Source organism: Methylobacterium sp. 174MFSha1.1 (assembly GCF_900116815.1).
Lineage (GTDB): Bacteria > Pseudomonadota > Alphaproteobacteria > Rhizobiales > Beijerinckiaceae > Methylobacterium.
In genome coordinates, this window is the sequence record NZ_FPCB01000009.1 from 151078 (window position 1) to 162959 (window position 11882).

The 11882-nt window shown below is 69.9% G+C and carries 14 protein-coding genes and 1 tRNA gene; 8 read left to right on the top strand and 7 right to left on the bottom strand.

Annotated features, from left to right (window positions below; genetic code table 11):
* Window positions 1-500 precede the first annotated feature (500 nt).
* The 4 genes from BM430_RS08390 to BM430_RS08405 all read right to left on the bottom strand — a co-directional run bounded on the left by BM430_RS08390 (window position 501) and on the right by BM430_RS08405 (window position 2587).
* Window positions 501-575, bottom strand: a tRNA-Thr gene (locus BM430_RS08390).
* Between the two features lie 208 nt (window positions 576-783).
* Window positions 784-1059, bottom strand: coding sequence for a hypothetical protein (locus BM430_RS08395; RefSeq protein WP_093566789.1), 276 nt, complete (start codon window positions 1057-1059; stop codon window positions 784-786).
* Window positions 1060-1099: 40 nt separating this feature from the next.
* Window positions 1100-1789 (bottom strand): acyl-homoserine-lactone synthase, encoded by a 690-nt coding sequence (locus tag BM430_RS08400; RefSeq protein WP_093566790.1) that lies wholly within the window; start codon window positions 1787-1789, stop codon window positions 1100-1102.
* Between the two features lie 42 nt (window positions 1790-1831).
* Complete coding sequence (locus BM430_RS08405; protein WP_093566791.1) at window positions 1832-2587, bottom strand: LuxR family transcriptional regulator; 756 nt, start codon at window positions 2585-2587, stop codon at window positions 1832-1834.
* Between the two features lie 88 nt (window positions 2588-2675).
* On the opposite strand from BM430_RS08405, the gene BM430_RS08410 reads away from it, so the two are divergent.
* The 7 genes from BM430_RS08410 (at window position 2676) to BM430_RS08440 (ending at window position 7993) form a co-directional block, all read left to right on the top strand.
* Entirely contained in the window at window positions 2676-3092 is a 417-nt protein-coding gene (locus BM430_RS08410) for a helix-turn-helix domain-containing protein (protein ID WP_093566792.1), read from the top strand.
* Window positions 3093-3321: 229 nt separating this feature from the next.
* Window positions 3322-3567, top strand: a complete 246-nt coding sequence (locus tag BM430_RS08415) for a hypothetical protein (RefSeq protein WP_093566793.1) — start codon at window positions 3322-3324, stop codon at window positions 3565-3567.
* A 176-nt stretch (window positions 3568-3743) separates the two neighbouring features.
* A complete protein-coding gene (locus BM430_RS08420) occupies window positions 3744-4367 on the top strand; it encodes a septation protein A (RefSeq protein WP_093566794.1) in 624 nt (207 codons plus the stop codon).
* Between the two features lie 146 nt (window positions 4368-4513).
* Complete coding sequence (locus BM430_RS08425; protein ID WP_244539382.1) at window positions 4514-5257, top strand: endonuclease III domain-containing protein; 744 nt, start codon at window positions 4514-4516, stop codon at window positions 5255-5257.
* A gap of 105 nt (window positions 5258-5362) precedes the next feature.
* Window positions 5363-6403: a tryptophan--tRNA ligase gene (gene trpS, locus BM430_RS08430; protein ID WP_093566796.1), complete on the top strand. Its 1041-nt coding sequence runs from the start codon at window positions 5363-5365 to the stop codon at window positions 6401-6403.
* A gap of 279 nt (window positions 6404-6682) precedes the next feature.
* Window positions 6683-7552, top strand: coding sequence for an AraC family transcriptional regulator (locus BM430_RS08435; RefSeq protein WP_093566797.1), 870 nt, complete (start codon window positions 6683-6685; stop codon window positions 7550-7552).
* Window positions 7553-7585: 33 nt separating this feature from the next.
* Window positions 7586-7993 (top strand): DUF2000 domain-containing protein, encoded by a 408-nt coding sequence (locus tag BM430_RS08440; RefSeq protein WP_093566798.1) that lies wholly within the window; start codon window positions 7586-7588, stop codon window positions 7991-7993.
* Window positions 7994-7996: 3 nt separating this feature from the next.
* Here the strand turns inward: BM430_RS08440 and BM430_RS08445 are convergent, their stop codons facing one another.
* Window positions 7997-8428 carry a MarR family winged helix-turn-helix transcriptional regulator gene (locus tag BM430_RS08445; protein WP_093566799.1) on the bottom strand — a complete coding sequence of 144 codons (432 nt, stop codon included), beginning with the start codon at window positions 8426-8428 and terminating at the stop codon, window positions 7997-7999.
* 78 nt (window positions 8429-8506) lie between these two features.
* On the opposite strand from BM430_RS08445, the gene BM430_RS08450 reads away from it, so the two are divergent.
* Window positions 8507-10294: a chloride channel protein gene (locus tag BM430_RS08450; protein ID WP_093566800.1), complete on the top strand. Its 1788-nt coding sequence runs from the start codon at window positions 8507-8509 to the stop codon at window positions 10292-10294.
* 117 nt (window positions 10295-10411) lie between these two features.
* Here the strand turns inward: BM430_RS08450 and BM430_RS08455 are convergent, their stop codons facing one another.
* Both BM430_RS08455 and BM430_RS08460 read right to left on the bottom strand, forming a co-directional pair.
* On the bottom strand, window positions 10412-10900 hold the full coding sequence (locus BM430_RS08455; RefSeq protein WP_093566801.1) for an Lrp/AsnC family transcriptional regulator: 489 nt from the start codon (window positions 10898-10900) through the stop codon (window positions 10412-10414).
* Between the two features lie 51 nt (window positions 10901-10951).
* Window positions 10952-11875, bottom strand: a complete 924-nt coding sequence (locus tag BM430_RS08460; protein WP_093566802.1) for an ROK family protein — start codon at window positions 11873-11875, stop codon at window positions 10952-10954.
* Window positions 11876-11882 lie beyond the last annotated feature (7 nt).

Genomic DNA, 11882 nt, shown 5'->3' on the forward strand with positions numbered 1-11882 from the left:
AGAACGCAAAGTCAGGCCGCACACCCCCGACGCTCCTCCTCGCCCACGCCTTCCCGGCTTCCCAAGGCTGAGCGGTTAGAAACTCCGTAATCCGCGGACCCAGGACACGGGCCCACCCTCATCCGGCAAGCCATGTCTGCCCCGGAGAGACGTGCCGCTCCTGCTGTCTCGACCCTACGCTGATTGCGGCGTTGCAGCGGGATCCGAGGCGCGATGCACCGTTGCCCTCCGGGTTCGAGGACGCGACTCTCATCCGTGCACCACCCCGCATCCGGGCTTCTCGACCAACTGCCTCGATCTACCCTTCGCCCGTCACCCGTTCTCGGACGGCGGCCGGATCATCGGCCAGGCGCATTCCGCGCCAGCAACTCCGACGCCTGGCCGGGCTCACCCTCGACGCCGTGGATCAGATCGTGGTGCGCTCGACGACGAAACGGCCCCCTCTTCCGAGATCGAGGGGGGTGCGGGCGGGTCGTTGCGCTCTTAGTCATTGGGATTGTTGGTGCCGGTGGAGAGGATCGAACTCCCGACCTTCGGTTTACAAAACCGCTGCACTACCGCTGTGCTACACCGGCTAAGTGGCTCGAACGATTGCCGTCCTGGCATGTCACCGCTGGCCTTCGGCGACATAAACAGCGTTTGAGCACGTCTCGTCAAGGCACAAACGCGGGCATGGCCGTCCTCGCGCACCGTCCGGTCGCGCTGCAGCCGGTCGATGCACGAGGTCCTTGATTGGTCTGCATTTTCTTCGACGAACCGGCTTTCGCGCCGTCGAAGAATGCTCTAGCCGGCCTGCGGTTCGGCCGGCGCGAGCGCGATCCGGCCCGGGCCGGCCTGCCGCCGGCGGGCGGCCTCGCGCATCAGGGTGTGGGCGTGCTCGGTCAGGGCCTGGCCGATATCGGCCATCCGGTCCGCGGTCTCCTCGGGCAGGTTGGTCGCGTGGCACGACAGATCCAGCAGGGGCTCCATCTGCTCGATGATGAGCCCGAGGGCCCGGACGAGCCCGGGCAGGATCACGGCGATGTCGTCGATGGTCGGTGGGGGGTGCTGCTGGTTCATGGCCCGGTTTCGGCTGGTCGCAGGTCGACGGATCGCGCGGCTACGAGGCGTAGTGCGGGGGATGGCTGCGCGGCGCCGGCAGCGTGTGCGGCAGCACGTCGTAGGCGGTGCCGGCGAGCCCGAAGGCGCGCCGGGTCGCGTCGGCGGTCTCGGGCGTCCAGATCATGTGGATCGGCACCACCAGGTGGCCGTCGTAGCGGGTCGGGAGCGCCAGGGGCTCGACGTCCCAGCCCATCGTGGTGAGCTTCGTGATCATGGTCGGATGGACCTGCGCCAGATAGCCGGTCAGGCCGAGGGCCGGCGTCATCTCGGTGACGGCGAGGAACTGGCGCCCGGCATTCGGATCGGCCGCGAGGCTGTTCGGCCGGCGCCAGGGCGCGGCGGCGCAGCGCGTCCATTCGAGGATGTGCGGCCCGGTCGGCGCCGTCCGGCCCTGCAGCAGCTCCGGATAGACGTGGCTCTGCAGGTGCGGCTGCGTCGTCGGAAGCAGGCGCGAGTACGAGATGACCGCCTCGCCGTCGAGCGCCGCGACGTGGATGCAGTCCGGCCCGTCGAACTGATCGATGTCGCGCCCGTCCGGCTTGCGACACGCTTCCCACTTCATGATCTCGACGAAGACGCGATGCCGAAATTGATACATGGCATCGAGAAGATGGGCACTTTGATGATAATTTGCTGAGTCGACGACAGTGATCATGTCCGCTCCTCCTGGAGAGAGCGGATACGGCATTTGTTAGCTGTTGTGGTATCCCGTGATTTTACGGTTGCGGCGTTAGTCTATGATACCCTGGCGCAGCGCCTGGGCGACGAGGTGGACGCGGTTGGCCGCCCCGAGCTTCTGGGCCGCCGTGTTCAGGTAGCTCTCGACCGTGCGATGCGACAGCGAGAGGATCTCGGACGTCTCCCACCCGGTCTTGCCGGCCGCCGCCCACTTGATGCACTCGATCTCGCGCGGCGAGCAGCGCGGCGCGCCCGGCCCGGCCTCGCGCCGCTTGGCGGCGGCCGAGGTGAGGGCGCGAAAGGTCAGGTCGGCGTAGATTCCCAGCATGTGCAGGCCGGAGGCGGCCTGGTCCGGCAGATCGAGATGCGAGCCGCCGAAGGAGACGATGCGCGTGCAGGTGAGATCCTGGATCGGGATGCAGTAGCCGTCGCGCAATCCGATCTCGGAGGCCTCGCCCATGATGATCCGGGCGAGGCGCTCGTCGCGGCCGATCGGGGCCTCCGACCAGCGGAACGGGCCGGTCATCCGCCGGGTATGGGCGACGACGGGATCGTGATGGATATAGCCCTGCTCGCCGTAACGCTCCGACCATTGCTCAGGCCACCGCGCCAGCATGAGCCGATCCTGCAACATGTCGCGCGACTTCAACGGCGCCTCGGCTATGACGAACGTATTGTATCCAAAAATATTGGCGGATTTATCAAGTATAGAATATATCTGTTCGGCGCAGTTGCTTTGCTTGATCTCTGATATCAGATCGAAGCTGATCTGCGTAAAATTCGTCATGGCTCCGGGTGCCTTGATCATGGTCGGTTAGGAAAATATGGTATGGGCGCGCGTTGCGCCATACTTTATCGATCGCTCGATCTGAGAATGTTCATACGAGGCGGGACAGTTGATCGAAGAAAATATATATTTTGACGAGCTCGCGACGAAGCGCGCCGTCGGCCAAAAGATTCGAGAATTTCGCCTGAGCCGGGGAGTCTCGCGGCTGAAATTGGGCATCCTGATCGGCGTCTCCGATCATCAGATCATGAAATACGAATTGGGACAAGACAATGTGAGCGCGAGCATATTGTGGAAAATCTGCTCTGTGCTGCGGTGTCCGGTCGATTCGTTCTTCATCCTGCCGGAAACCGGTCCGATCGGAAGCGAGCCGCCGGGATGCGAGCCGGCTTGTCTCGACGACCAGGCCGTCCTGGCGGCATTCCGGCAGATCAGCCCTCCGGAGGTCCGGCAGCGCGTGGCGCGCCTGATCCTGACGCTCGCGGCGCAGGGCGCGGATGCGGAGGCCGACGGGCCCGAGGTGTGAGGCCCTCGGACCGGGATCGATCCGGATGAACACCGCGGCGTTCCGCCGGCCGGTCGGATGCGGGGCGCCGCCCATGGATGCCACGCTCGGTGCCGCACTGCAACATAGCGCCGCGGTACTGGACCTTGGTCCAAGTCTGGCACGCGAATCGCTGCGCTCTGCGCGGCGCGCCCATCCGTCCGGCCCGGACCTGCGCCGAACCGCGTCGCGAGCGGCCGATGGAGGTGGCATGGCGGATTTTCTCACCGTCGCCCTGGTCTGCGCCAGCGCCCTGGCGGCGCCGGATTGTTCCCGCGAGACCGCGCTCGACGTGGCGGTCGCCCCGGCGCCAACGCCGATCACCTGCCTGATGCAGGGCGAGACCCTTGCGGCGCAGAGCGGCCTCGTGCGCGGGCGCGAGACCTACCTCAAGGTGGCCTGCGAGCGCCGCCGCACCGCCGCGCTCCGCCCCGGAGCGGAGACCGAGGCCCGGTAACGGAGCGGCCGGGCTTCGGCCAGGGTGGTCCGGCCAAGGGTCGGTTTTGGGGTTGGATGGACCGGCTGCGCCAGTCTATGGCGTCGCTTCCGTTGCGCCGGCGCCCGCGCGGGCCCACCTGCCCGGGAGGTGGCGCCCGCACCGTGCGCCTCAAACAGGAGCGTCGCCCCCGCCCCATGCAGATCGAAGCCGTCCCGCCCCAGGCCCACCTGCCGCCCCTCGCCAAGCTCGCCCTTGAGCTCGGCCCCCTCGGGGTGTTCTTCCTCGGCAACGCCTATGCCGACCGGTTCGGCTTTGCCGCCGACCAGCGCCTGTTCGTGGCGACCGGGCTGTTCATCGTCGCCACGCTGGTGGCGCTCGCGGTGCATTACGTCTGGGTGCGGCGGCTGCCGATCATGCCGCTCGTCTCCGGCGTCGTGGTGGTGGTGTTCGGCGGCCTCACCCTGCTCCTGCGCGACGAATTGTTCATCAAGCTCAAGCCTACCATCGTCAACAGCCTGTTCGGCGCGGTGCTGCTCGGCGGCCTCGCCTTCGGCCGGCCGCTGCTGGCCCTCGTCCTCGACAGCGTGTTCGACCTCACCCAGGAGGGCTGGCGCAAGCTCACCTTCCGCTGGGGTTTGTTCTTCTTCTTTCTCGCGGCCGTGAACGAGGTGGTGTGGCGCACCCAGACCACGGATTTCTGGGTCAGCTTCAAGGTGTTCGGGATCATGCCGCTCACCCTCGCCTTCGCGCTGGCCCAGACCCCGCTGCTGCTGCGCCACGAGCGCAAGAAGGACGAGAGCCGGTCCGACCAGGCCTGAGCGTCTCGCGCGACACGCCCGGTCGGCGCCGCGGGAGTGTCGCGAGGGGCATCCACGGGACGCGGTGCCGCAGCCGGAACGCGGACGGGGCTCCGACGATTCACCCCGTCATGAGCCCCGCTTCGAAAGACCCGCCGAGACAAGACTTGCCGAGACCGGATCTCGCTGGAGCCGATCTCGCCGAGAAGGCCCTCGCCATCCATCGCCGGCTGTGCGGGGTCTATGGCTGCCCGATCCCCTACTTCCACGATCTCGACCCGGTGAGCGAGCTGATCTCCTCGCTCCTGTCGCACCGCACCCGCAACGCGGAATCGGGCCGCGCCTTCAAGGCCCTGCGGGCGCGATTCAACGATTGGGAGTCCCTCGTCGCTGCGCCGACCGAGAAGGTGCAGGCGCTCATCGCTGGGGTGACCTGGCCGGAGCTGAAGGCGCCGCGGATCCAGGCGGTCCTGCGCGCCGTGCAGGAGCGCGCCGGCGGGCTCGATCTCGGCTTCCTGCGCGACATGCCGGTGCAGGCGGCCCGCGCCTGGCTCGAGGCGATCCCGGGCATCGGACCGAAGACCAGCGCGGCGGTCCTGTCCTTCAGCACCTTGCGGATGCCGGCGCTCCCGGTCGACAGCCACCACCACCGCGTGGCGCAGCGCACCGGGCTCGTCGGTCCGAAGGTCGATGTCGGGCCCGCCCACGCGATCCTGCGCGCCCAGCTGCCGGCCGACTGGGACGCGCAGACGCTCTACGACAACCACGAGATCCTGATGCTGCACGGCCAGCGCTGCTGCTTCCACCGCAACCCGGCCTGCGGGCGGTGCGCTTTGCTCGATCTCTGCCCCACCGGACAGGCCCGGACCGAGGCTCGGCCCCTGCGCGACACGGCCGCGCTTCACCCCTGATCCGGCACGCTTGACCCCCCTCCCGGAACGGTCCAGAACGCCGCGCCCGCGGGATTGTGACAGCCCTCGGCCAGGGACGGCTCGACCCAAGGGACGACGATCACGATGCCCGCGTTCAAGGAACTGGTCTTCTCCGGCGTCCAGCCGACCGGAAACCTGCACCTCGGCAATTATCTCGGCGCGATCAAGCGCTTCGTCGCCATGCAGGCGCAGTTCGACTGCCTGTACTGCGTCGTCGACCTGCACGCGATCACGGTCTGGCAGGACCCGGGCGAGCTGACGCGGCAGATCCGCGAGGTCACCGCGGCCTTCCTGGCGGCGGGCATCGACCCCTCACGCTCGGTGGTGTTCAACCAGAGCCAGGTGCCGCAGCACGCCGAGCTCGCCTGGATCTTCAACTGCGTCGCCCGCCTCGGCTGGCTGAACCGCATGACGCAGTTCAAGGAGAAGGCCGGCAAGGACCGCGAGAACGCCAGCGTCGGCCTCTACGATTATCCCGTGCTGATGGCGGCCGACATCCTGGCCTATCGCGCCACCCACGTGCCGGTGGGCGAGGACCAGAAGCAGCACCTCGAACTGACCCGCGACATCGCCCAGAAGTTCAACAACGACTTCGCCGGCGCCATCGCCGCCCAGGGCCACGGCGAGGGATTCTTCCCCATCACCGAGCCGCTGATCGGCGGGCCCGCCGCCCGGGTGATGTCGTTGCGCGACGGCACCAAGAAGATGTCGAAATCGGACCCATCCGACTATTCGCGCATCAACCTCACCGACGAGTCCGACGCGATCGCCCAGAAGGTACGCAAGGCCAAGACCGACGCCGAGCCCCTCCCCTCCGAGATCGCCGGCCTCGAGAAGCGGCCGGAGGCCGACAACCTCGTGGGCATCTTCGCGGCGCTGAACGACGCCAGCCGCGAGGACGTGCTGCGCGACTACGGCGGTGCCCAGTTCTCGGCCTTCAAGGGCGCGCTGGTCGATCTCGCGGTGGCCAAGCTCGGGCCGATCGGGTCCGAGATGAAGCGTCTCGTCGCCGATCCGGGCCACATCGACGCGGTGCTCGCCGACGGCGCGGCGCGGGCCGAGGCCATCGCGGCGCCCAACATCGCCGCGGTGAAGGACATCGTCGGCTTCGTGCGCCGGCGCTGACGGGCGGGGGCCAGTCCAAAATCGGTCAACCCTCCAGCGCGATCATACCCTCGGTGTCATTCCGGGGCCGCGAGAGCGGAGCTCGGGATCCAGAGCCGCGGATGGCTCGGAAAATGGCGGACAGCGTTCCGCTTCATTCTGCCTCACCTGAGTGTCTGGATTCCGGGCTCCGCTCTCGCGGCCCCGGAATGACCCGGAGAGAGCGAAGCTTGTAAGAGCCAATCGAGCGACCTCTCGGAGGCGATCGCGTCGAGCGATCGATCAGCCTAAAGTCGCCTCATGACCCAGGCTCTAGCCGAGACCCGCGCCTCCCCGCCCCGCGACTTCGTCCATCTCCGGCGAGAGCCCGTGAGCGGCGTCGAGGCGGTGACGGCACGGTTCCTCGGCCACGCCTACGACATGCACCACCACGACGAGTGGCTGGTCGGCGTGACGCAGGACGGCGTCCAGGATTTCTACTGCCGCGGCGCGCGCCGGCAGAGCATCCCGGGCCGGGTGATCCTGATCGAGCCCGGCGAGCGCCATGACGGGCAGGCGGTCCGGGAGCCGGGCTTCCGCTACAGCATGCTGTACCTGCCGCAGGCCTGGCTGCGCCGGCAGATGGGCGGCAGCGACGCGCGGATCGGCTTTCGCCGTACCCTCGCCGACGATTCTGCGTTCGGCGGGGCGATCGACCGGGCCTGCCGCGCCGTGTTCGGCGCCGCCTCGCTCCTGGAGACCGACGCCGCCCTCGACGATCTCGCCACGCATCTGCGCCGCCATCTCGACGCCGGGACCCCGAGCCCCTCGCCCGGGAGCGATCCGGTGGTCGCCGAGCGGGCGATGGCGTTCATCCGGGCGCATGCCGCGACGACCTTCGGCCTCGACGCGCTGAGCGACGCGGCCGGTGCCGCGGACCGGTTCCAGCTCGCCCGCGCCTTTCGCAAGCGCTTCGGCACCTCGCCGCATGCCTGCCTGGTCGAGATCCGCCTCGCCCGGGCCCGCGCCCTGCTGCGCGCCGGAATGCCGCCGGCGGAAGCCGCGCTGGCGGCCGGCTTCTCCGACCAGAGCCATCTCGGCCGCCGGTTCCGCCGCGCCTACGGCCTCACCCCGGCCGTGTATCGCCGCGGGCGCACGAACGTTCCAGACGCCGCCCTCGCGCCCCTCTAGCCCTGCGGTCCGGCATCCGCAGGGAGATCCCCGATGTTCGACACCAAGGTGGCCATCCTGGTCCGCGACGACCTCGCCATGTGGCAGAAGCTGAACGTCACCGCGTTCCTGGCGACCGGCATCGCCGGCGCCGTGCCCGACGCCATGGGCGAGCCCTATCGCGACGCGGCGGGCCGCCCCCACGCCCGGTTGCTGGGGCAGCCGATTCTCGTCTTCGCCGCCTCCGCGGAGGTGCTGCAGCGGGCCTGGCAGCAGGCGATCCAGCGCGACCTCACCCGCAGCGCCTATGTCCGGGCGATGTTCGAGACCGGGCACGACGCGGCCAACCGCGCGGTCTTCGCTGCCGAGCCCGCCGACGCGCCGGACCTCGTCGGCCTCGCCCTGCACGGTCCGAAGAAGGACGTCGACAAGGCCACTAAGGGGGCGGTGCTGCATCCGTGACCGCTACTCCTCGACGCTGCGACGGCGCATGCGGCCGAGCGCCCGGGTCAGCGCCGGCTCCAGCGTGCGCAACTCCTCCAGATGCGCCGCGGTCAGCCGGGCCAGCAGCGCCTCTGCCTTCGGCGTCGGGGTCAGGGCCACGCGCCGGCGGTCCCGGGGCGAGGCGGCCTTCGTCAGGAGCCCTGCCTCGACCATGCGCGAGACCAGCTCGGCCGCGGTCTGCGGTGCCACCAGGAGTTGCTCGGCCACGAACCCGACCGTCGGCGGGCCGTCATGGCCGGCGATCGCCAGGAGCGCCTGATGCTGCTGGGCCGGCAGGCCGACCTTCGCGGCGGCCGCCTCGCTGAAGGCGAGGAACCGCCGCAGTTCCAGCCGGAACGCCGCGATCGCCGCGTATTCCTCCCGCGACAGCCTCTCGTCCGACTCCTCGCTCATCGCGTCCCCTTCCCGTTTGAAAATATCGTAATACGATATATATCGGTCGGCATCGCAGCCTCTCTCGATTCTCGCCGCATGTCCGATTTCCGCACACCCGCACCCATCAAGCGCCGCGCCCTCGCCGATTTCCGCGCCGACCGGCGCCTCCTCGTCCTCATCGCCATGGCGCTGGTGATCGGGCTCGCCGGCACCGTCGCGGCCTGGGGACTTCTCGCCCTGATCGGGCTCGTGACCAACCTCGCCTGGTTCGGCCGGTTCGATGCCGGCCCCGCCTCCCTGGCGACGGCGAAGCCCTCCTTGTGGATGATCTGCCTGCCGCCGCTCGGCGGCCTCGGCATCGGCCTGATGGCGCGGTTCGGCTCGGAGAAGATCCGCGGCCACGGCATCCCGGAGGCGATCGAGGCGATCCTGATCGGCGGCAGCCGGATGTCGCCGAAGGTCGCGGTGCTGAAGCCCGTCTCCTCGGCGATCTCGATCGGCACCGGCGGGCCGTTCGGCGCCGAGGGGCCGATCATCATGACCGGCGGCGCCCTCGGCTCGCTGTTCGCGCAGTTCTTCCAGCTGAGCGCCGCCGAGCGGAAGACGCTGCTCGTCGCCGGCGCGGCCGCCGGCATGACGGCGATCTTCGGCACGCCGGTCGCCGCCGTGCTGCTCGCGGTCGAACTCCTGCTGTTCGAGTGGCGCCCGCGCAGCTTCATCCCGGTCGCGGCCGCTGCCATGACCGCGACCATGCTGCGCCCGGCCCTGTTCGGCGAGGGACCGCTGTTTCCCGTCACGGCCGACCCGGCGCTGCCGTGGTGGGGCCTTCTCGCCTGCGCCGGCCTCGGGATCGCGGCGGGGCTCCTGTCGGGATTGCTCACGCGGCTGCTCTACGCCTGCGAGGACGCGTTCGAGCGCCTGCCGCTCCACTGGATGTGGTGGCCGGTCCTGGGCGGCCTCGCGGTCGGCCTCGGCGGGCTGATCGAGCCCCGGGCCCTCGGTGTCGGCTACGACGTCATCGCCGACCTGCTCGGCGGCCATCCCGCGCTCAAGGCCGTGCTGCTGATCCTCGGCGTCAAGGCGGCGATCTGGCTCGTCGCCCTGTCGTCGGGCACCTCGGGCGGCGTGCTCGCGCCTCTGCTGATCCTCGGCGGGGCGATGGGCTGGCTCGTCGGCACGATGCTGCCGGGCCAGCCGGGCTTCTGGGCGCTGCTCGGCATGGCGGCGATGCTGGGGGGCACGATGCGGGCGCCGCTCACCGGCGCGCTGTTCGCCGTCGAACTGACCGGGAACCTGCCCGCGCTGCCGGCCCTGCTCGCGGCCTCGGCGGCGGCCTACGCGGTGACGGTGCTGCTGCTCAAGCGCTCGATCCTCACCGAGAAGATCGCCCGGCGCGGCCAGCACGTCACCCGCGAATACGGCATCGATCCGCACGAATTCACCCGCGTCGCCGACGTGATGGTGCGCAGCGTCGACACCCTGCCGGGCGCCCTGCCGGTGCCGGAGGCGGTCGCGGTCCTGGAGGCCGGCCGGCACCGGATCTACCCGGTCCTGGACGAGGCCGGGCGCCCGGTCGGCCTCGTCTCGCGGGCCGATGTCCTGCTGTGGACGACAGAGGGCGGGCACGCGGGCGAGCGCCTCGACGAGCGGGTCTCGGATGCCGCCCTGGCCCTGGTCCATCCCGACGACGTCACGGCGCACGCCATCGACCTGATGCTGGCGACCGGCCAGGGCCGCCTGCCGGTCACCGATCCGGCGAGCGGCCGGCTCGTCGGGCTCCTCACCCGCAAGGACCTGCTGCAGGTGCGGGCGGCGTTCAGCCGGGCGGAGGGGGAACGGCAGGCGTATTTTTCACGCGGAGCGAAGGCGATACGGAGCGCGTGAGCGGCGCGGTCTTAGGACCTTCCCCGTCATCCCGGTGCTCGCGATAGGCGAGAACCCGGGATGACGTCGAGAATTTTCGATTCGGGATTTCCCGTTCGACGACCCGATAAAACGTCGTCACTCTTTCAGATGGTCCAGCGGCAACGCCGTCGTGTACTTCACCTGATCGAGCGCGAAGCTCGACCGGATCTTCGCCACGCCCGGGATCCGGGTCAGGTGATCGACGATCAGCCGCTGGTACTGGGCCAGGTCCTCGACCACGACGCGCAGCATGTAGTCGGCCTCGCCGCTCATCAGGTAGCACTCCATCACCTCCGGCCGGTGGCGGATGGCGTCGGAGAAGGCCTGGAGGGCGGCCTGGTTCTGCTTCTCCAGCGAGACGTGGACGAAGACGTTGACGTGCAGGCCGAGCGCCTGCGGGTCGGCCACCGCCACGCAGCGCCGGATGATGCCGCGCGCCTTGAGGTCGGCGACCCGGCGCCAGCACGGCGAGGTTGAGAGGCCGACCGCCTCGGCGAGGTCGCCGATGCCGATCTCGCTGTCCTGCTGCAGGTGCTCGAGGATGCGGATCGAGGCCGGGTCGAGGTCGACGGGTCTGGCCGGCACGCTTTGTCTCCCGGAGGCGGAAGGGCGGTCGAACCTGTCGCCTACCATGCCTTAGGCGGCAGAGTTATCCGGATCGTTCCACAGCCACGCCGCCCCGCGCACGCCCGAGGCGTCGCCGTGCCGGCTCTGGAGGATCGGCGTGTCGAAGCCGCCGCCGAAGACGTGCGGGGCGACGCGCGACGGCAGGGCGTCGTAGATCTCCGGGATGGTCGAGAGGCCGCCGCCGAGCACGATCACGTCCGGGTCGAGCAGGTTGACGGTCGCGGCGATGCCGCGCCCGAGCCGGTCGAGCCAAGCCGCGAAGGTCGCCTGTGCCGCAGCATCGCCCCGGCGCATCGCCGCGACGATCGCCTCGCCGGTCATCGCCCGGTCGGTGCGGCGGGCGTGGTCGGCGGCGAGACCCGGGCCGGAGAGCCAGGTCTCGAGGCAGCCGGTACGGCCGCAATAGCAGGCCGGGCCCGGGCGCTCGTCGTCGCGGGGGGCGGGGAGCGGGTTGTGGCCCCATTCCCCCGCGATGCGCTGGCGCCCGGACAGGGCCCGGCCCGAGAGCGCGATGCCGGAGCCGACGCCGGTGCCAAGGATCACCGCCCAGACGAGGGCTCGGCCCTGCCCCGCCCCGTCGACGGCCTCGGACACCGCCAGGCAGTTGGCGTCGTTCTCCAGCCGCACAGGACGGCCGAGGACCCTTTCGAGGTCCTCGGCCAGCGGCCGGCCGTTGAGCCAGGTCGAGTTGGCGTTCTTGACCCGGCCGGTCGCCGGCACCAGCGCGCCGGGGATGCCGATCCCGACGCTCCCGGTGCCGCCGCCCTGCACTTCCAGGCTCGCGACGAGGGCCGCGATGGCCCGCAGGGAGGCGTCGTAATCGCCCCGCGGGGTCGCGATCCGCCGCTCGGCCCGGACGAGGCCGTCGGGATCGAGGGCGATCCCGGCGATCTTGGTGCCGCCGAGATCGATGCCGATGCGCAAGGCGGTCATCGTGCGG